The organism is Athalassotoga saccharophila (assembly GCF_009936215.1).
Classification (GTDB): domain Bacteria; phylum Thermotogota; class Thermotogae; order Mesoaciditogales; family Mesoaciditogaceae; genus Athalassotoga; species Athalassotoga saccharophila.
The window spans coordinates 1,838,787-1,859,044 of record NZ_AP019551.1 but is presented as its reverse complement, the minus strand read 5'-3'; the positions used below and the strand labels follow the sequence as shown (position 1 = coordinate 1,859,044).

Sequence of the window (20,258 nt, the reverse complement as noted above, 5' to 3'; positions counted from 1 at the left end):
TTACCACCTTCTATAACCTTATTTGATGTGCATGGCACAACGCTATCGCCAAAGCGTCTGCGGCGTCGTCCGGTCGCGGGATATTCTCCATCTTCATCATTATTCTTACCATTTCCTGAACCTGTCTTTTGGTAGCCTTCCCATAGCCGGTAACGGCCATCTTTACCTCCATGGGAGTGTACTCGTATATGGGAATCTTTTTCTGTTCAAAGGCTAAAATTATAACCCCTCTTGCCTCTCCAACGAAGATAGCCGTAGTTACATTTCTGAAGAAATAAAGTTCCTCTATGGCAACCTCGTCTGGCTTTAAAGAATCTATAAGATGACAAATCCCTTCGTATATCTCAAGAAGCCTCTCAGACAGCGGCCTCTTTGGATCTGTCTTTATAACACCACAGTCGACGAATGACTCAGTCTTATTTTGAACTTCTATAAGGCCATATCCTATTATTCCAAAGCCCGGATCTATTCCAAGGATTTTCTTATCTCTCATCAAGGGATATTATATCTTTGTGAGTTTAGACTCTCCTCACAATAAGATGAAGAGTTTGAAAAGATGGAAGTTAACATTCCATGAAATAAGATCAGATCGGTTAAAAAAGGTCAAACTCTTGTCTAATAAAGAAATATATGACGTTAAAAGGCCGATGAAAGTGAGATGAAGTTGTTGTCTACGAGTAAATACCTTGTGCCTATGGGGGCCGAAGAAATTATCGAGAGAATGACCTTTTCCTCTCCTTCGTTGAGGTTAAAGTCTTTAAATCTTATCGATATGCCCTTTGTGAAGTAGATGGTGTTTGTCTTTAAATCTACCTCGAGGATCAACTTTTTAAACCAGTCCGGGTAGGAAAATATAGTCTTAACTTCATTCAAAAGCACTGGATTTATAATTCCGTCTCTGTCAAAATTAAAGGATTCTATTCCAAAGAATATAGGCAGGCCTATGAATTTGTAAATTTCATCCTTTGAAATTGGCATCAAAAAGACACCATCGGAAGATGTGAGAAAATATCCCATCGAGGTCGAGGAAATAAAGGCAGGTTTTCTTTCGTTAACGATTAATTCGGCCACGTGATTTCCGAGGTATTCAAAGTGTGCCGATTTTATGAAAAGATCGGAAGGGATGACGAGTTTTGAAAATTTCACCCCTCCGACCGGCATCGCCATATTTTTGAGATATGTAGAATTTAGATATTCATTTCCGGAGATCTTCAAATCGTAAATAACGGGATCGAAATTTATCGATGGAATGATCTTTATTATGTAGACGAGTAAGACTATCCCGAAAAGAAAAAGCACAAAATTCGCCCTTATGGCAAACTGATCGCTCATATGTCTAAGTTCGTAACTGTAGAAGCATGCCTCGAGATGAACTCTCTTCTGCTTTCGACATCGTTACCCATGAGAATCTGAAAAATATCATTTGCGTATTCGGCATCCTCTAATTCTATCTTCATTATCCTCCTTCTTTGTGGATCCATTGTCGTTTCCCATAACTGCTCGGGATTCATCTCTCCAAGACCTTTGTACCTCTGTATTTCGTAGTTTTTGTGTTCTTGCTTTATCTTTTCGACAACACTCTTCAATTCTTCGTCTGTATAGACGTAGACATGGTTATTTCCATAACTTACCCTGTAAAGTGGTGGCATCGCGGCGTAAATCTTTCCATTTTCTATGAGAGGTCTCATGTACCTGTAAAACAAAGTCAAAAGCAACGTCCTTATGTGCGCACCATCGACATCGGCATCTGTCATTATTATTATTCTGTCGTACCTCAACTTTGAAATGTCAAAGTCTTCTCCTATATTTGTACCTAATGCCACTATTATATCGTTTACCTGTTCATTTTTAAGGAGTTTTTCCATTCCGGCCTTTTCAACATTCAAAATCTTTCCCCTTATCGGCAGAATGGCCTGTATATTTCTGTCCCTTCCCTGCTTTGCGGAACCGCCTGCCGAATCACCCTCGACTATGAAGAGTTCGGAATTCTCGGTACCGCTAAGCGTACAGTCTGCGAGTTTTCCCGGCAAAGAGGTATTATCAAGCGCGTTTTTACGTCTTACAAGTTCTCTCGCCTTTCTTGAGGCAATCCTTGCCTCTGCGGCCTGCATGACTCTATCCAAAATCTTTTTCAAATTCTTCTGGTCAATCTCGAGCACCTCTGCAAGTCTTTCCTGAATCATTGAGTTAAGGGCCGATCCGACATCTTCATTTCCGAGTTTTGCCTTTGTCTGGCCTTCAAATTGCGGCTCTGGCACCTTCACACTCAAAACGCAGACAAGCCCTTCTCTTATATCGCTGCTTTTGAAATTATCGTCGTTTTTCTTCAAAATACCGATCTTTCTTGCTAAATCGTTGAAGACTTTGGTGAACGCAGTATGCAACGCATTCACATGCGTTCCGCCCTCGATTGTGTTTATGTTGTTCACGAATGCTTCTATCGTCTCATCGTAGTTGTCGGTGTAATTGAAGGATAGTTCAAAGGTTAAATCTCCCGATCTGTCCGTTAAATAGATCGGCTTTTCCATCACAGTCTTCGATCCGCGCGAAAGATAATCGAGATACTCATTTATTCCGCCTTCAAAGTGCAAGACTTTTCTGTAATTGGGTTCTTCTCTTGCGTCTATGAACTCTATCGTCACATTTTTGTTAAGGAAGGCAAGTTCCATTAATCTGTTTTCTATTATCTTTGAGTCAAATTCTGTGGTGTGAAAAATATCACTGTCAGGTTTGAAGACCGTTTTGGTACCAGTCTGATCCGCATCACCGACTATTTCGACGGGCGTAACAGGCACGCCTCTTTCGTATCTTTGGTGATAAATGTGGTTATTTCTCTTGACGAAAACTTCCATCCATTCACTCAAAGCATTAACAACGCTTGCCCCGACTCCATGAAGGCCTCCACTTGTCTTGTAAATGGTGTTTGAAAATTTGGCGCCGGCATGCAAATCGGTCATGACAACTTCAAGTGCGCTCTTGTGCTCTTCGGGATGTTCATCAACGGGAATGCCGCGTCCATTATCTTCGACAGTTACGATATTGCCCGGCGCTATCTCTACCCTTATCCAATCGCAAAAGCCTCCCATTACCTCGTCAATGCTGTTGTCAACGATCTCGCTTACCAAATGATGAAGACCGGCCGATCCGGTAGATCCTATGTACATTCCCGGCCTTTTTCTTACGGCCTCAAGTCCATGAAGCACTTTTATGCTACTCGCGTCGTAATTGCTTTCATTCTGCACTTCCACTTGTTCCACCTCTTAATCTTTTGACTGTAACTTTTTTGAATTTGAAGCCCTTTTCCTCCATTTTTTTCAGAATTTCCGAAGACATAAATCTGAGATCATTTCCCATCACGGGGTTTTCGGTCCAAATCTCAAGTGTGTTATCCTTCCCCTCGCACACGTACGTGTCATTCGAGATCTTTTCCCCCATTACCATCTTCCATGCAGAGTTAAGAATAACCCTTTTTTTCAATTCCGAAAAAAATGGATTTGCCTTTCCCAGATCATCCAAAATCCTTGCAAAATCTCGACTCATCTTGATTATTATACCATATAAACTCTATTTCCATCTCCACTTCGTTCCTTCGGGAGAATCCATGACCTCTATGCCATAATCTTCGAGTTTCTTTCTTATCTCGTCGGACTGTTTGTAATCTTTGCGCATTCTCGCATCATTTCTTAATTTTATCGCAAGATCAACGAGTTCATCCGCATTTTTCCTATCTGGCTCAAAGTCGAAGCCCAAGAAGTAGTTCCATTCGTCGAGAAGGAATCTTATTTTTTTGATCTTTTCAGTATCCTCTGTGGAGATCATCTCGCTCACTAAATCGAATATCAAAGAAAGAGCCTGTGGAGTGTTGAAATCGTCATCTAAGACTTCGATCATTTTCGATCTTTGCGTTTTTACGAATTCGTCCTCGACGACTTTGAAATCATGGCCTATTTTTTTGTCCACCTCATTTATGACCCTTGAAATTCTCGAAAAAGCCGATCTGGCCTCTTCCATTCTTTCGGGAGAAAATTCTATCGGGCTTCTGTAATGTTTGGAAAGCAGATACATCCTTATCGTGTTTTTCCCGTAAACTTTCAACGCTTCCCTTGCGCTAAAGATATTTCCAACGGATTTTGACATTTTTTCGTCTTTTACGGAGATCATTCCGTTGTGCATCCAGTAACTTACCCATTTTTTGCCTGTTAAGGCCTCACTTTGCGCCCTTTCGTCTTCATGGTGCGGGAAGATTAGGTCATTTCCTCCCGCGTGGATGTCGAATGCGTCTCCAAGGAGCGTTGTAGACATCGCAGAACATTCTATGTGCCAGCCCGGTCTGCCCTCTCCCCATGGACTTTCCCATTTTGGCTCTTCTGGCTTTGACCCCTTCCACAAGACGAAGTCAAGCGGATCGTCTTTGTTTTCGTTTACCTCAACTCTTGATCCGGCCCTCATATCTGCAGGATTCCTGTGTGAAAGGGCGCCGTAGGATGGGAAGGCGCTCACATCAAAATAGACATCATTTCCCCTTTGATAGGCAAATTTCTTTTTTTCAAGGGCCGCGATGAATTCTTTTATGTTATCTACAAAATCCGTTGTTCTTGGATGGTAGGTCGCAGGCTTTATTCCGAGCGCACACGAATCTTTGAAATATTCACTTATGTATCTGTCTGCCAGAGTTTTCGGAGAGATTCCTTCAGCATTTGCGGCTTTTATTATTTTGTCATCTATGTCTGTGAAGTTTTGAACGTAGATCACCGAAAATCCCCTGTACTCGAGGTATCTTCTGAATGAATCGAAAATCACCGCAGGTCTGGCATTGCCTATGTGAATGAAACTGTACACCGTAGGACCGCACACGTACATCTTGACCGTGCCCGGCTTAAGTGGAACGAATTCTTCCTTTTGGCCGCTTAACGTGTTGTAAATTCTCATAAAGCCTCCAAAAATTCTCTTAACCTTGAGATTATATTTTCCCGTCCAACTAAAAAGATAAAGGTTACAAGGTCAGGGCCCGATTCACTGCCCGTCAAAATCTTTCTCAAAGGATGGTAAAATTCCGATCCCTTTACCTTGGACTCTTTTACAGCCTTTCTTGTCGCCTCGGTTATCTTTTCCTCGCTCCATTCATCCAAAGACTCGTAAAGATCGACAAGCAATTTGTATGCGATTACAAGGCCACTTTTCTTGACACTTTCTAAAAATTCTTTTTCCCATACCGGCTTTACGAAGAAAATCTGCATTTTTTCCGGAAGCAATGAGAGTTCATCGAAATCATTTTTTAGAGCATTTATGGCCTTTTCAATCCATTTTTTGCTCGAGACGTACTCTTCTTCCGAAAAGAGTTTTGGAACTATAAAAGGTTTTGCCAGTTCGTAAAGTTTCTCGTCTGAAGATTCCCTTATGTATTTTCCATTCATCCACGTGAGTTTCTTTTCATCGTAGACGGCAGGGTTCTTTGATACTCTGTCGAGATCGAATAAATTCTTCATCTCTTCCATGGACATTATCTCTTTCTGCTGTGGGTGGGACCATCCCAGAAGTGCGAGATAATTAACGAGCGCCTCTGGCAAAAATCCCCTTTTCCTGTACTCTCCTACAGAGGTAGATCCATGTCTTTTGCTTAGCCTTGTTCTGTCCGGTCCAAGTATCGTTGAAAGATGTCCGAATTGTGGCATGTCAAAGTTAAAGGCCTCGTAGAGTGCCATTTGCTTTACCGTGTTCGAAAGATGATCGTCTCCCCTGATGACATGCGTGATCTTCATGAGCGCATCGTCTACGACGACGGCAAAATTGTAAGTCGGAAGTCCGCTCGATCTCATTATCGCGAAATCTCCTGTAGAATCTTCGGTGAACTTAACCTCGCCCTTCACGAGATCGGGAAGGATCCATTCCTTTCTCGGCATATCAAAATAAATGGCGGGTTTCTTTCCTGCCTTTTTGTACTCGTCCACCTTTTGTGCGGAAAGTCTCTCGAGCATCTCTCTTGTGTAATGCGGTGCCTGAGATTTTGAAAGTATCTCCTCCCTTAACTTTTCGATCTCTTCAGGTTCTGCGTAAACCTCGTAAGCCTTTCCCTCATCGATGAGTCTTTGGGCAAATTTTCGGTATATCTCGAGTCTGTCACTTTGCCTGTAAGGCCCGTAAGGTCCTCCGATATCCGGTCCCTCGTCCCATTCTATGCCAAGCCATCTTAAATCGTCTATGAGTTGATCCTCGAAGATCCTTTCCGATCTTTCAAGATCTGTGTCTTCGATCCTTAATATGAATTTTCCACCGTGCTTTTTGGCGTAAAGAAAAGAAAAAAGCGCAGTTCTTGCTCCACCGACGTGGAGATACCCCGTGGGGCTTGGTGCAAATCTTGTTCTAACTTCCATAAGAATTCCTCCATTCATTTTCCGACACAAAAATTAGAAAAGATTCTGTCAAGCAAATCGTCAACGTAAACACGGCCCGTTAAAAGATCGATTTTTTCTATCGCGTTTCGGATATTTATGGCGATTATATCCGGTGTGTACCCCATCTCTTTGTTTCGCGATGCCTCTTTTATCTCTTCGAGACATTCTTTTACAAGAGAATACTGTCTTTGAGCAACGATCACACTGCTTGAAGAGTCAAGTTTTTCGATGTATTTCCTCGATATTTTTTCTATTTCCGATTTAAGGTCTTCGATTCCATATCCGGTTCTTGCCGATACTTTGATGAATCCTTCACGGTTCCTGTCAACGAGATCGACCTTGTTTATCACCTTTATGTCCGGCTCTATTACAGGCAACTCTTCATAATCGACAGTCGCGTCAACGATGTACACTTTCACATCGGCATTTTTAACGGTTTCCATGGTCCTGTTTATACCGATCTTTTCGATCTCATCATTTGTCTCACGTATCCCTGCGGTATCTATTATCTTTACCTTTAGCCCGTTTATGAAGATCTCGCCTTCGACCGTATCTCTTGTTGTACCGGGGACCGGGGTCACTATCGCGCGTTCAAAGCCGACAAGGGCATTTAAAATAGATGATTTTCCGACATTCGTAGATCCAAAAAGCGCAACCTTTATCCCGTCTATGGCAGCCTTGGCCGGATTGTAGGTTGAAAGCATTCCTTCAAGTTTACCGATCACGTCTTTGAGATCGAAGTTATATTCAGATGTTTCTTCGAATTCTTCTGGATAATCTATTCTTACCTCTATTTCGGAAGAAATTTCGAGTAATTTTTCTCTTACCTTTAGAATTTCGGCATTTAGGTTCCCTTCCAATACCTTTCTTGTATTCTCAACGCCTACCATGCTTGTGGAATCGATGAGTTCTTCGACTGCTTCGGCCTGCGTTAGATCCATCTTTCCATTGAGAAAAGCGCGCTTTGTGAACTCCCCCTTCTCGGCAACTCTCGATCCCGAATCTATGAGTGCCTTCATTGCATTTGAGAGTATAAGCCAGTTTCCATGAAAAAAAATCTCGGCCATGTCCTCTCCGGTGTACGTGTGTGGACCTTTGTAAAAGACGAATATGACATCGTCAAGGACCTTTCCTTCAACTTCGAAATTCGAGTGTATCGCCATCCTTGGCTTTATCGATGCCTTTAGATGTTTTTTAATTATTTCGAGAGTCTTAGGTCCGCTGATTCTGATCATGCCAACGGCCGATTTCCCGTAAGGTGTAGAGATGGCAACTATCGTATCATTCATTACCATTTGTACTCAATCCCGAACTCGTTTATCCATTCTTTCATCCACTGAAGACCGGTGATTGGATTAAAGCCTGCGAATTGATAAACCATTCCCGTGTAAATGCCCACACGGTTGAAGTACAAAGATCCGCGCAATTCGGTCCAAAAGGTCATAACGTTGGCGTTTTTCGAGAAGATCAAAGAACTTCCAATTCCACCTTTTGCGTTGAAGTCAAGACCGTTGAAAGGGATCGAAAAATTTATGCCTTCGGATTGATCCAGAGATATCAAAGGAATTGAAGGAGTGCCAACCAAACTGATCGAAAAATCCTGCGCAAGATAAAAAGCGTTGAAATTTTCGCTTATTCCTGCACCATACCCTCCGGCATTTTTTCCGAGAAAAAATGTATTTTGAACTGCAAAAGTTAAAACTGGAAATATTAAAATGGCAAAAAAGATGATTTTTTTCATGTTCTCACCGTATCGATTATACAATTTTTGCGTGTAAATCGACAGCGTCTATCTTTTCGACCGCATCGAATCTGCACACTTCAAAGCAACTTCCACACTTTATGCACTTTTCTTGATCTATCGTGTGAACCTTTCTTACTTCACCAGTTATCGCCCCGGTAGGGCATGCCCTCGCACACGCCGTGCATCCCGTACATTTGGCAGGGTCTATCCTGTAGGCTATCAAGGCCTTGCAAGATTTCGCAGGACATCTCTTCTCTTTCACGTGCGCTTCGTATTCGTCCCTGAAATATCTCAGAGTCGAGAGCACAGGGTTCGGCGCAGTCTGCCCAAGTCCGCAAAGGGCCGTTTTCGAAATAACCCTTGCGAGTTTTTCGAGAGCCTCTATGTCTTCCATAGTGCCCTTTCCATCGACGATCATGTCTAAGATCTCGAGCATTTCATAGGTTCCTTCCCTGCAAGGGGTGCATTTGCCACATGACTCATCGGCAGTGAACTGCAAAAAGAATCTCGCCACATCTACCATGCACGTGTCCTCATCCATCACTATCATCCCGCCAGAGCCCATTATCGTACCTAAACTCGTCAACGACTCGTAATCTATCGGCGTGTCCAAGTACTCCTCTGGTATGCACCCTCCAGATGGCCCCCCTGTCTGGACTGCCTTAAATCGCTTTCCGCCCGGTATCCCTCCTCCTATATCGAAGATCAACTCCCTCAGAGTCGTCCCCATCGGTACCTCGACAAGTCCAGTATTGTTTACCTTACCAACCAGTGCGAATACCTTCGTACCCTTCGATTTCTCCGTCCCTATAGACGCGAATGCTTCCCATCCCTTGTTTATTATGTACGGCACATCCACAAGCGTCTCAACGTTGTTTATCACCGTCGGCTTCTTCCATAATCCGCTTTGTGCAGGATACGGCGGCTTTTGTACGGGTTGACCTCTTTTGCCTTCCACTGATTGTATGAGGGCCGTCTCCTCTCCGCACACGAATGCGCCTGCCCCTATCCTCAAATCAACGTCGAAATCAAATCCACTTCCGAATATGTCTTTACCCAAAAGCCCGTATTCTCTTGCCTGCTTTATCGCTATCTTTAACCTCTCTATCGCGAGAGGATATTCTGCCCTTACGTATATGTATCCCTGATGCGCCCCGATTGCGTATCCACCTATTGCCATTCCCTCGAGCAATGAATGCGGGTCTCCCTCCATCATGGACCTATCCATGAAAGCGCCCGGGTCTCCTTCGTCTGCGTTGCATATCAGATACTTCTCATCTGACTTCGACTTCCTCGTCAACTCCCATTTAAGACCTGTCGGAAAGCCCGCACCTCCACGACCCCTCAGTCCGCTCTTCTTTATCTCCTCGATGACCATCTCCGGCGTCATAGACAAAGCCTTTCTGAGGGCAAAGTAACCGTCACGGGCTATGTATTCTTCTATACTCGCAGGATCGATTACTCCTAAATTTCGGGTCGCAATCCTTACCTGACGTGTAAAGAACGGAATCTCTTCTGTCGCGCGTGGCTTTATCTCTCCGGACGGGCCTTTGTAAAGCAACCTTTGAACTACCCGTCCCTTTAGAAGATGCTCCTCGACAATCTCTTTCGCATCCGATGGCTTTAACTTCTGATAAAACACACCCTCTGGATATATGACCATCAAAGGTCCTAAACTGCACGCATCCATACAACCTGTTTCGACGACTTTTACGACCCCGTCGAGGGCGTATTTTTTTATCTCATTTTCGAGCGCTTCTTTTACGGATATCTCTCCTGCCGATATGCAACCACCGCCGGCGCATATATGAATTGTATGTGCTTTAGGATTTTTTCCCTTTATCTGTTCAGAGATTTTTTTCAAAAGTTCTTCATTTAACTTCGTGGTATCGCTTCCTTTCAGTTATAATATTGTAAGAACATTTATATTATACCTGAGTGTCTAAATATGAACCAAGTTCAACCTGTTAAGCGGTATATCTTTATCATATATGTGATATAATCATTTAAAATAAAAGGAGGTTATGAAATGGATCATGAACATTTCATGCGTCACAGAAATATGAACAGTGATCTGAGAAGTTCGATGAGTTCTGAGGTTATAAAAGCACTCAATCTCGGACCATCTGACGTTGTGTTTGATATAGGATCTGGAGATGGGTTTTATTCGATGAGTTTTGCAAATCTGTCTGCAAAAGTTTATTCCATAGACGCCTACGGAGATAATTTTCAAAATCCCAATTACTCGAATCCGAAAATAGAAAAGATAGCCATAGATATCTGTGAATGGATAAAAAGCAAGGACTTTTATGATGCGTCCCACGTTTTCTTTTCCAATTCTTTTCACGATATAGATTGTCAGGATGAAATTTTAAAGGTGCTATCGAAAAGTTTGAAAAAAGGCTCACATCTTGATATGGTCGAATTCAAATTAGAGACGAATTTTGGTCCACCAAAACATTTCAGATTTTCAAAAGAGATGCTGAAATCCAAAGTTGAGCCTTACGGATTCAAAGAAGTTAATTACATCGAATTCGAATACCATTATTTTATTTCCTTTGAAAAAATATGAATTATGTATCTTGCCAAAAGAGATGTAGAATATTTCACTCGCACGGAAGATAAGATCGAGATAATCGAGTTCAAAAGCCCCGTGCCCTCTGGCATAGAAAGGGTAGACAGGGCAAAAGCCTTGCTTTTTAAGTCAAATAATTCGAAAAAAGGCATTGTTTTTATTCACGGAACGGGACAGAGGAATTTCGATCATCTCAAATATTATCCTTTGATCTTTTCGAAATCGGGATACACGACTTTGATGCCGGTACTTCCGTACCACTTTGAAAGAACGCCGGAGGGTCAAAAAAGCGGTTTATCTTTTATAAAGGGTACAGACAAACAACTTGCAAAAAGGTTTGATCAGGCAGTTACCGAGATATTGACGTGGGTAGACTATCTTGAGAGAATGGGCTTTAAAGAAATAAACATCATGGGTTTTAGTTTCGGAGGTATGATCGCGACTATCTCGATGGCCATAGACAAAAGAATAAGAAAAGGGTCCTTCGTTGTTACTGGTGGAAATTACGAGTATATCACATGGCACAGCATAGCAACAAAGGTCTTGAGGGTAAATTACGAAGAGAACAAACTTTGCACTCCCCTCATTTGCAACATAAAGCATCGTATTTTTGAGAGGATGATAGAAGAATTTAACGATTTGAAAGACCTTGAAAAGATGCACCCATGTTTTACATACGATCCGTCGATCTTTGCAAAATTCATAAAACCGGAAAATGTAATTTTCTTTGAGGCTTTGTTCGATCTTTTCATACCAAAAAAATCTTCGAAAGATCTCTGGGAGAGGATGGGAAGGCCACACAAGTACAGACTTTTCTCGGGCCATCTTACTTCACATCTTTTTTTCAGGCGTTATATAGCGGGCAAAACTTTAGAGTTTTTTAAGGAGGAATGAAAATGTTGATAGCGGTACCTGTTATGGGAAATGAGGGAATGGAAGCCGAAATATCCGGACATTTTGGTCATGCTCCATTCTTTGCCTTCGTCGAATTGGAAAATGGCAAAATTGAATCTGTTGAATTCAGAGAAAATCCTTTTGAAGGACAACATGCCCAGGGCAATGTGCCATCATTTTTGATCAAGAACAAAGTCAACGTACTTGTTGCTGGCAGCCTTGGCCAGAGGGCCTACGAGATTTTGACCGAAAACGGCATAAAAGTCTATCCCTACGCTTCGGGAACTTTGAAGGATGCAATTGACGCTTACATTTCGGGAAAAATCGATTCACAGTACAAAGGAGATATTTTAAAAGACTAAAGCCGGCTTTTGCCGGCTTTACTTATCTGTCTTCTTCATCTTCTCCTTCGTCGTATTCTTCGTTATCCTCTTCTTCTTCCTCTTCATCGGAGTAGAAATCCTCATCTTCGTCTTCATCGATGTAGTCCCATATTTCATCTTCTGAAGCGATGGTTCCTTCGTCTATCATTTGTTTGACGATCTTTGAAGCCCTTTGAAGGCGCTCTTTGTATTCTTTGAGAATGGTCTTTGCCTCTGATTCTGTCATTCCACCCCATACAAGATCCTCGAGTACGGATTCTTCTTCTTCAATGGAATATCCGGCCTCATCGTCCCAGACTATTTCCGGATTTGAATAATCGTAAATCTCACTGTCGTTGATGAGAGAAGAAACTTCATCGATCTTTTCCTTTAATTCTCTGTCCAACATGATTACCTCCAGGTTGAAATTGTCGAGAATGAATTATACACCAAAATTGAAATACTTTCAATACGTCTAATTTTATTTGCACAATCACATATTTGACTTCCATTTTTTTGATAGGTTCATTTGGATTTTAGCAAAAATTGGAATATAATAAGACGATAGATTTTAAGGAGGCAAGAAATGAAGGGTACTGTAAAGTGGTTTGACGCAAAGAAAGGCTTTGGTTTCATAACTGCCGAGGATGGAACGGATATTTTTGTTCATTATTCGGCCATTCAAGGCGGAGGATACAAAGAATTAAAAGAAAATCAAAAAGTGACCTTCGATGTCACAGAAGGACCTAAAGGGAAACAGGCATCTAACGTTAAACCCGCTTAATATCCAACAATTGCTTCGCTGGAAGATGCGACGAAGCAATTTTAGATCTGCAGGCTTTTCTCTTGTAGAACTTTTGATCGTTTTGGCAATAATAGCGGCGATAATATCTGCATTCGTTCCTATCGGCGTGATGATAATAAATCAGGCACGCTCCCTTACCGTTGCTACAAATCTTTCCGAGATAACGGTAGCCGTGATGCAATCTTTTTATTTAGATCGCAAAATTCCTTCTGGTATAGATGAACTTTCTCCTTACTTTGGCGATCAATCGAAGATCTTAAAAGACTACGATCTGAGCGTGTCTAAAAGTGGAACTTTGACGATTGTAAATGTGTGGTATAAAAATCCCGATATCACGGCTTCAAGCGTTTCGAAGTATTCGCCTTCGATAATTGCGACTGGAAACAATCTGCCCATGGAAAGGGTTATCCTGCTTAAGAACTGGTAAGATCGAATTTGTACGCATTTAGAATCCAGTTTGGCATTACGAATCTTGCGGTCTTAAGAGGATCGACAACCTGACAAATTTCTGCATGACCGGATATACTCATGAGCATAACGATCTCATGCATATTCAATGGTAATCTTTCTTTCAGAATATTTGCCATCTCCTCTGCGGACTGTTTTATAGCCGCATCTATTGTCTTTGCAGATGAAATCGTTGTAAAGTACTGATCGTCTGATAGGACAGGATCTTTTATCTTCAAATTCTTCAAAACCTTTACCCTTATCTTGACATTTCCTGCGACTTCGACTCCGCTTACGCCTATCTCTCCGTCTCCCATGGCAGCGTGCAAATCTCCAATTCCCAAAAGGGCTCCTTTGGTGTATACCGGCAGATAAAGCGTCGATCCAGTTGTTATCATCATGTTGTCCATATTTCCACCGTGTGGACCTGGGATGCCACAACTTATCTCTCCGCTTTTGGGAGCAACACCTATTACTCCTATCATTTTGTTTACGGGAATTGAAAGTTTCGAATCAAAGATTATCATGTCTTTTTTTATCTGAACGATCTTCACGTGAAGATCGTCCATAAGATGGCCCAAAAGTCCTTCGCCCTTTCCGCTTACGATAACGCCCTGATTTGCTATCGATATGTTCATTATCTCTATTTTTAGAGTGTCGCCTTCTTCAGCCTCTTCGACAAAGATGGGCCCTGTCGCAGGGTTTATCTTGGACCAATCGATCGAGTTCAGCGTGTCTGAGGGATTTTGAATTTGATTCGAAAAACAATCCATCGTCTCAACTTCCAAGATTGTTCCAGATGAAACCTTTACAACTGGTTTGTTTTTGGGAGAAAAATTGAAGAAATGATCTGTACTCTTTATCTCTATCATCAAAGACCTCCAATTGAATCAAAGACTTTTTCAAAAATTTCAAGATCTTCTCTTGAATACAAACACATCCTAACTAATTCTATCGAGGATTTGCCGGAAAAATATCTCTTTACAACTTCGTAGAATATCCTTGCGCATCTGTCTTTCGGGAAGCCATATATGCCCGAACTTATCGCCGGAAATGTAAGACTCTTTAAATTGAGTTCCTCGGCCTTTTTGAGAACATTTTCAAAGGCTTTTGAAAGTTTTTCCTCTTCTTTTCCTTCACCCCACACCGGACCGACTGTGTGTATTACGAATTTCGCATTTAACTGTCCGGCAGATGTAACTGCCACCTCTCCCGTATTGATCGGACCATATTTTTGAATGTACTCACGGGATTCTTTGTTTATGATATCGCCACCTGCCATTGATATTGCAAGTGCCACCCCTCCACCGTGCACGAGATGGGAATTGGCCGCATTGACTATGGCGTCAACCCTTTCTTTCGTTATATCGCACTGTTTTATCTCTATAAGCGTATTTCCTATTCTTGCGCTTCTCATGATCACACCGGATAAATCGATGATTCCGGAAATTTTGAAGAATAGTCGTCTGCGATTTTGAAGTCTACTTTAACCTTTGCAATGTATTTCTTCTCGAGGAAAGGCCTTGCTATTTGCGGAAAGAGCGCGTAACTGAGAAGGTCTTCATCACTTTGGGCGAGTTCTCCTATTTCCTTTCTTGCCCTTTCAAGACCTGGCTCGAGAAGGTCTGCGGGCCTTACGTCTATTGGCTTTTCATTTCCAAGGATCTTTTTGATTATCTCCTTGCTTATCGGTGCGGGAGATTTTCCGTACATGCCCTTGACGTAATTTTTTGTCTCTTTTGTAACCATCTTGTACCTTTCACCATTTAAAACGTTCAAAACAGCCTGAACGCCTACGATCTGACTTGTCGGGGTTACAAGGGGAGGAAAGCCAAGATCCTCTCTCACTTTGGGTATTTCTTTCATAACCTCGTCGTACTTGTCAAGGGCATTTTGGGCTTTAAGTTGGCTTACAAGATTTGAAAGCATTCCTCCGGGCACCTGGGCCGAGAAAATTCTCGAATCTATCGAGGTCATCGCCACATCTTCCGATCTGTGATTTGCCCTCACCTTTATGAAATGATCGTTGACGTGATTTATCTTTTCCATATCCAATCTTGTCTCGAACTCTTCACTGTCTTTTATCATCACGACAAAGGGCTCGACGGCAGGCTGGCTTGTACCGTAGGCGAGAGCGCTTGTCGCCGTGTCTATTATATCGGCCCCGGCCTCTATTGCCGCCCAGTAAGCAGCATCTGCAAGGCCGCTTGTGAAGTGAGAATGAACCTCAACGGGCAAATCGAATTTTTTCTTAAGGGCTTTTACGAGTTTGTAAGATTGAGGAGCGGTTAAAAGGCCAGCCATATCCTTTATGCACAGAGAATCTACACCCATCTCCACTATTGATTTTGCAAATTCGACGTATTTTTCTATCGTGTGGACCGGACTAACGGTGTAACTTATCGCTCCCTGAACGTGCATACCGTATTTTTTCGCGTATTCTACAGGTTTTTCGAGATTTCTCGGATCATTCAAAGCGTCGAAGATCCTTACAACGTCTATGCCATCTTCTCCCATCTTCTTTATGAAAAGTTCAAGAATATCATCGGGATAATTCGAATAACCGAGTATATTCTGGCCCCTCAGAAGCATTTGCAATTTTGTTTTTTTGACCCTTTTTCTTATTTCTTTGAGTCTTTCCCATGGATCTTCGTTAAGATACCTCAAACAGGAATCAAAAGTTGCGCCACCCCACATTTCGAACGCTTCGTATCCTATCTCGTCCATCTCTTCAAGTACTGGAAGCATTTCAGAAGTTTTCATTCTCGTTGCCAGTAAAGATTGGTGGGCGTCCCGAAGCGTTGTATCCATGAAATTTATAACTCTCATCTGAACCCTCCTCTCATATCTTCGACATTTTCGAGAAACTGTAAAAACCCTTCGATCCTACGATAACATGATCGATCAGTTTTATTCCGAGAATCTCTCCGGCCTCTTTGATCTTGTACGTTACATCTTCATCTTCCTTGCTTGGATTGGGATTTCCAGATGGATGGTTGTGAATGACTATCACTCCAGATGAGGGATATCTTATGGCCATTCCAAAGATCTCTCGTGGATGGATCAAAGAGGTATTTGCAGTCCCTACTGTTAAATCCTTTACCGCTATGATTCCCAGTTGAGAATCGAGCGCTATAACTCTTACATACTCAACTGTCGCAAGTGTCATATCTTTGCAAAAATCGTAAACATCCTCTGCGGATTTAAGAAATTTCTTTTCCTTAAGAGATTCCTTCCACATTCTGTTTCCTATCTCGAGCGCCGCCTTTATGGCTAAAGATTTTGCCTCTCCTATTCCTAAAGAGGAATCGAAAAACTCTTGAAAAGAGGCATTTTTCATTTTAACAAAAGAATTATCGAACTTGTTTAAGAGTTCTTCGGCAACTTCCAAAAAATTCTTACCTTTCGTTCCCGTTCTCAAAAGGATAGATACAAGTTCGGCATCGCTAAGAGTTTCTATTCCTCGCTTTAGAGCCCGCTCTCTTGGCTTTTCCATGTCAGATGAATAAACAAGCGTCTCCGAATGAAAAAAATCTGTAGCCATTTTCAACTGCCATTTTGTACGCCTTCATAACAAGTTCCCTCCCCGCAAATGCAGACACAAGGACTATCAAAGAAGATTTTGGAAGATGAAAATTTGTTATAAGTCCTTCCACAACTTTGAATTTGTAAGGCGGATATATGTAAAGAGATGTGTCTCCGTGAAGTTGGCCCGTCTTTGCCCACGATTCGAGAGTCCTTACAACGGTCGTCCCTACCGCTATCACCCTTCCCTTTTTGTGCTTTATCTCCTCTATGACCTCTTCGGGAATCCTGTAATTTTCAGTATGCATCTTATGATCCTCGATCTCTTTTTCATGTATAGGTCTAAATGTGTCAAGACCCACATCGAGGGTCACCTTCAATATTTTAACACCCTTCGCGCTTATCTCATCAAGAAGACGATCTGTGAAATGAAGGCCTGCCGTTGGAGCCGCAACGGACCCGGGATCTTTTGCGTAGACGGTCTGATAACGGGACGGATCTTCGAGAGGCTTTTTTATATAAGGTGGAAGTGGAATCTCGCCTATTCTTTCGAGTTCTTCGTCTCCAACGTTGAATTCAAAGTATCTTGTTCCGTCAGAGAGGTGTTTGACGCATATACCTTCGGCACCGTTAAAGATGATCTTCGTGCCTTCCTTTATTTTCCCGCCGGGTCTTACGAGTGTTTGCCACCTTTTATCGTCTACCTTTTTGAGTAAAAAAACCTCGACATTCGCACCCGTTTCTTTTTTTCCGATTAGGCGGGCCCTTATGACTTTGGTCTCATTTAAAATGAGTAAATCATCTTTGTTCAGATAATCTATTATGTTGTAAAAGATCCTGTGCTCTATTTCTCCCGTTTCTTTGTGAATCACCATTAATTTTGAGTGATCTCTTGGATTGACCGGACTCTGGGCTATCAGAGATTCGGGCAAATAATAATCGAAATCTTCGATTTTCAATTTAAAACATCCTCCTGTGATAAAATATACTCTGTACGATTATATAATATAATAAGTTATTTCCAGACTACGAATGGTCGATCCGTTAATGCACGTAGTGCATGGCAGATGGAGAAAAAGTTACAATGGAGGCATTATCTTGGCGTTAAATACATCTAAGGATCTTGAAAAGATCGTGATATACGAAGTTTTTGCAAGGGCTTACGGAGGGTTTTCAAAGGTAGAGGCTGATCTTGAAAGAATAAAGAATTTAGGCGTTGATTATGTGTGGTTTATGCCCGTCCATCCGACGGGAATTGAAAATAGAAAGGGCACTCTCGGATCTCCATACGCGATAAAGGATTACAGATCGATAGATCCATCTTTGGGAAATGAGGATGATTTCAAGCGTCTTATCTCTTCGATTCACAAACTTGGAATGAAGGCGATGATGGATGTTGTTTTTAACCATATGGCTACCGATTCCGTACTTGCTGCAAAGCATCCGGAATGGTTCATGAGGGATGGAAATGGGAAACCAACGAGAAAGGTGGCCGACTGGTCGGACATAATAGATTTTGATTTTTCAAATCCCGCCCTTTCTGACTATTTGATAGATACCCTTAAATTTTGGGTAAAGAATTACGATATAGATGGCTTCAGATGTGATGTGGCAGGCCTTGTTCCCATTGGGTTCTGGAACAGGGCAAGATCTGAACTTGAAGGGGTTAAAAATCTCGTGTGGCTTTCAGAATCAAAGGATCCATACCTTTATCAGGCGTTCGATATCACCTACGATTACGATAGTTATGACATTCTAAAGGCGTATTTTGCCGGACAAAATTCACTTTCTAATTACGCTTCGAATTTCGAATATCAAAAGCAGATATTCGACGATTATATAAAGTTGAGATTTCTCGAAAATCACGATCAAGAACGTATAGCAAAGTATGTCGGCGGTAAATTACGCGCATGGACAGCGTTTTTAATGGTTCAAAAGGGTGCCATTTTGTTGTATAACGGTCAGGAGTTCGCGATCAGAGAGAGGCCAGATATCTTTAACGATTTTCATCTCGATTTTTCCAAAGGAGATAAGGATTTTGAAAATTTTGTAAGAGATCTTGTAAAGTTGAGAAAGAACACACCGGCTCTTTCTTACGGGAAGATGGACGTGCTAAAAAATAGCGATCCACAATCGGTCATCTCGATTTTGAGAAGAACGGAGAATTCTCTTGTGCTTTACGTTGGTAATTTGATCTCGGGAGGAAGGGTTCAGGTCAACTTTGGAAATCTTAACAACCTGTACATTCATGCCTTCGATCATCTGAAGGGAGAGCCTCTTACCTTTTATATAGACAAGAATGGCATGGCAACATTTGACGTTGAGGATTATTTGATACTTTCATCTTACAGGGAAGGTATATAAGATGGATATATTGAGAACATTTTTTAACGAAATAAAGATAATGTACAGATCAAAGAGCATGATCTTTTTGACTGTCGTTGTACCTATAATTCTCATGATGATTTTGGGATATATCTTTCCAAGTATGTTGAATCCGGCGAATTACAAGATAGCGGTCTACAATGAAGATACCGGTGAATATTCGAAAGTGATCCTATCCTTAGTTTACGGGATGTTAAAAGGAGACAGTTTCATATCGGTGAGCAATTACGATGATCTCACCCAGGGTCTTAATGATGGCAAATTCGACGGTGCTATAATCATACCTCAAGGATTTTCAGAGGACGTCCAAAAGTCAAACAATTTCTCGCTCAACTTTGTTCCTTCTGTGGCCAACATTCAGACATCTGTCGTAATATATCAGGCCCTTAGATCTGTTCTTTCAGAGGTAAGTAACGGTGTCATGATTTACAACATTCTTGAACTTTACAAAAAGCCAAATGTGAAGATACCGATAGGGCCACCACAACTTTCCTTTGAAGGGCCAGCAGGCGCTAATCTGAATTACGTTGATTTCATGATACCCGGCATAGCGGCCCTCATCGCGATAGCAAGTATTGCTATAAGTCTTTCTTCGACGATCTCTTACGAGAGAGAACACGGGATACTTTCGGGAATAATAGTCAGTACGGTCAACAGAACATCTTATATACTTGGAAAAACGCTTGCTTATACCTTCGATGGTATTGTGAAGGGATCGATTGCACTTTTGACGGCCCAGATATATTTTGGCAGTGGCTTTAACACGCCTTTGAGATCTATTTTGATACTTGCGCTTGGCAGTTTTGCGTTTTCGGCCTTTGGAATGATAGTCGCCGTTTTTTCTCCAAATCAAAAGATCTCTGGTGCGATAATAATAGGATACGTTGTTCCAACGATCTTTGTGAGTGGATTGTTCATTCCGGTAGATCAAATGCCACAAGTAGCCCGTATAATTTCTAAATTCTTTCCGCTTACCTTTATGGCCGATGCAATGCAGAGGGTAAGTATACTTAACTTCCAGATTTCTCAAATCATGATGGACATAGTGCCGCTTTTGATATACGCTGCTTTGGCATTTTTAATATCCACCTTGGCATTTCACAGAATAGAAAAATTAGAGGAGATATAA

At 41.8% G+C, this 20,258-nt stretch carries 22 protein-coding genes; 7 read left to right on the top strand and 15 right to left on the bottom strand.

Annotated features, from left to right (window positions below):
- Positions 1-10 precede the first annotated feature (10 nt).
- From ruvC to nuoF, 9 genes are all read right to left on the bottom strand, one after another.
- Positions 11-493 carry a crossover junction endodeoxyribonuclease RuvC gene (gene ruvC / locus ATHSA_RS09250; protein WP_161848802.1) on the bottom strand — a complete coding sequence of 161 codons (483 nt, stop codon included), beginning with the start codon at positions 491-493 and terminating at the stop codon, positions 11-13.
- A gap of 143 nt (positions 494-636) precedes the next feature.
- Entirely contained in the window at positions 637-1,332 is a 696-nt protein-coding gene (locus tag ATHSA_RS09245; RefSeq protein ID WP_232060089.1) for a DUF4894 domain-containing protein, read from the bottom strand.
- A complete protein-coding gene (gene gyrB, locus ATHSA_RS09240; protein WP_161849008.1) occupies positions 1,329-3,242 on the bottom strand; it encodes a DNA topoisomerase (ATP-hydrolyzing) subunit B in 1,914 nt (637 codons plus the stop codon). The genes ATHSA_RS09245 and gyrB overlap by 4 nt, the downstream gene beginning before the upstream one ends.
- Positions 3,232-3,540, bottom strand: coding sequence for a DUF721 domain-containing protein (locus ATHSA_RS09235; RefSeq protein WP_161848800.1), 309 nt, complete (start codon positions 3,538-3,540; stop codon positions 3,232-3,234). The genes gyrB and ATHSA_RS09235 overlap by 11 nt, the downstream gene beginning before the upstream one ends.
- Before the next feature lie 24 nt (positions 3,541-3,564).
- Positions 3,565-4,929, bottom strand: a complete 1,365-nt coding sequence (gene cysS, locus ATHSA_RS09230) for a cysteine--tRNA ligase (protein ID WP_161848799.1) — start codon at positions 4,927-4,929, stop codon at positions 3,565-3,567.
- Complete coding sequence (gene gltX / locus ATHSA_RS09225; RefSeq protein WP_161848798.1) at positions 4,926-6,371, bottom strand: glutamate--tRNA ligase; 1,446 nt, start codon at positions 6,369-6,371, stop codon at positions 4,926-4,928. The genes cysS and gltX overlap by 4 nt, the downstream gene beginning before the upstream one ends.
- 14 nt (positions 6,372-6,385) lie before the next feature.
- Positions 6,386-7,687 (bottom strand): tRNA uridine-5-carboxymethylaminomethyl(34) synthesis GTPase MnmE, encoded by a 1,302-nt coding sequence (mnmE, locus tag ATHSA_RS09220; protein ID WP_161848797.1) that lies wholly within the window; start codon positions 7,685-7,687, stop codon positions 6,386-6,388.
- Positions 7,681-8,133 (bottom strand): hypothetical protein, encoded by a 453-nt coding sequence (locus ATHSA_RS09215; RefSeq protein ID WP_161848796.1) that lies wholly within the window; start codon positions 8,131-8,133, stop codon positions 7,681-7,683. Before ATHSA_RS09215 ends, mnmE begins: the two co-directional genes overlap by 7 nt.
- Before the next feature lie 16 nt (positions 8,134-8,149).
- Positions 8,150-10,000, bottom strand: coding sequence for an NADH-quinone oxidoreductase subunit NuoF (gene nuoF, locus ATHSA_RS09210; RefSeq protein ID WP_232060087.1), 1,851 nt, complete (start codon positions 9,998-10,000; stop codon positions 8,150-8,152).
- A gap of 165 nt (positions 10,001-10,165) precedes the next feature.
- Here nuoF and ATHSA_RS09205 point away from each other — a divergent pair, with 165 nt between their 5' ends.
- Genes ATHSA_RS09205 through ATHSA_RS09195 form a run of 3 tightly spaced genes read left to right on the top strand, consistent with a single transcriptional unit; the run spans position 10,166 to position 11,967 of the window.
- Positions 10,166-10,708 (top strand): class I SAM-dependent methyltransferase, encoded by a 543-nt coding sequence (locus tag ATHSA_RS09205; protein ID WP_161848795.1) that lies wholly within the window; start codon positions 10,166-10,168, stop codon positions 10,706-10,708.
- A 3-nt stretch (positions 10,709-10,711) separates the two neighbouring features.
- Entirely contained in the window at positions 10,712-11,605 is an 894-nt protein-coding gene (locus ATHSA_RS09200; protein ID WP_161848794.1) for an alpha/beta hydrolase family protein, read from the top strand.
- 2 nt (positions 11,606-11,607) lie between these two features.
- On the top strand, positions 11,608-11,967 hold the full coding sequence (locus ATHSA_RS09195) for a NifB/NifX family molybdenum-iron cluster-binding protein (protein ID WP_161848793.1): 360 nt from the start codon (positions 11,608-11,610) through the stop codon (positions 11,965-11,967).
- A 22-nt stretch (positions 11,968-11,989) separates the two neighbouring features.
- On the opposite strand, the gene ATHSA_RS09190 is transcribed toward ATHSA_RS09195, so the two are convergent.
- Entirely contained in the window at positions 11,990-12,376 is a 387-nt protein-coding gene (locus ATHSA_RS09190) for a hypothetical protein (RefSeq protein ID WP_161848792.1), read from the bottom strand.
- 177 nt (positions 12,377-12,553) lie between these two features.
- Here ATHSA_RS09190 and ATHSA_RS09185 point away from each other — a divergent pair, with 177 nt between their 5' ends.
- Entirely contained in the window at positions 12,554-12,751 is a 198-nt protein-coding gene (locus tag ATHSA_RS09185) for a cold-shock protein (RefSeq protein ID WP_161848791.1), read from the top strand.
- Positions 12,752-12,776: 25 nt separating this feature from the next.
- The gene (locus ATHSA_RS09180) at positions 12,777-13,199 is read left to right on the top strand and encodes a prepilin-type N-terminal cleavage/methylation domain-containing protein (protein ID WP_161848790.1); all 423 of its coding nucleotides are present in this window, start codon (positions 12,777-12,779) and stop codon (positions 13,197-13,199) included.
- Here the strand turns inward: ATHSA_RS09180 and ATHSA_RS09175 are convergent.
- Genes ATHSA_RS09175 through queA form a run of 5 tightly spaced genes read right to left on the bottom strand, consistent with a single transcriptional unit; the run spans position 13,186 to position 17,703 of the window.
- Positions 13,186-14,091, bottom strand: a complete 906-nt coding sequence (locus tag ATHSA_RS09175) for an acetamidase/formamidase family protein (RefSeq protein ID WP_161848789.1) — start codon at positions 14,089-14,091, stop codon at positions 13,186-13,188. The genes ATHSA_RS09180 and ATHSA_RS09175 overlap by 14 nt on opposite strands.
- The gene (locus ATHSA_RS09170) at positions 14,091-14,636 is read right to left on the bottom strand and encodes a macro domain-containing protein (protein WP_174755560.1); all 546 of its coding nucleotides are present in this window, start codon (positions 14,634-14,636) and stop codon (positions 14,091-14,093) included. Before ATHSA_RS09170 ends, ATHSA_RS09175 begins: the two co-directional genes overlap by 1 nt.
- Positions 14,637-14,638: 2 nt before the next feature.
- Entirely contained in the window at positions 14,639-16,048 is a 1,410-nt protein-coding gene (locus ATHSA_RS09165; RefSeq protein ID WP_161848787.1) for a pyruvate carboxylase subunit B, read from the bottom strand.
- Between the two features lie 13 nt (positions 16,049-16,061).
- The gene (gene radC, locus ATHSA_RS09160) at positions 16,062-16,715 is read right to left on the bottom strand and encodes a RadC family protein (protein WP_161849006.1); all 654 of its coding nucleotides are present in this window, start codon (positions 16,713-16,715) and stop codon (positions 16,062-16,064) included.
- 1 nt (position 16,716) lies between these two features.
- The gene (gene queA / locus ATHSA_RS09155) at positions 16,717-17,703 is read right to left on the bottom strand and encodes a tRNA preQ1(34) S-adenosylmethionine ribosyltransferase-isomerase QueA (protein WP_161848786.1); all 987 of its coding nucleotides are present in this window, start codon (positions 17,701-17,703) and stop codon (positions 16,717-16,719) included.
- Positions 17,704-17,842: 139 nt separating this feature from the next.
- Here queA and ATHSA_RS09150 point away from each other — a divergent pair, with 139 nt between their 5' ends.
- Positions 17,843-19,108, top strand: a complete 1,266-nt coding sequence (locus tag ATHSA_RS09150; protein ID WP_161848785.1) for an alpha-amylase family glycosyl hydrolase — start codon at positions 17,843-17,845, stop codon at positions 19,106-19,108.
- Between the two features lies 1 nt (position 19,109).
- The gene (locus tag ATHSA_RS09145) at positions 19,110-20,258 is read left to right on the top strand and encodes an ABC transporter permease (protein ID WP_161848784.1); all 1,149 of its coding nucleotides are present in this window, start codon (positions 19,110-19,112) and stop codon (positions 20,256-20,258) included.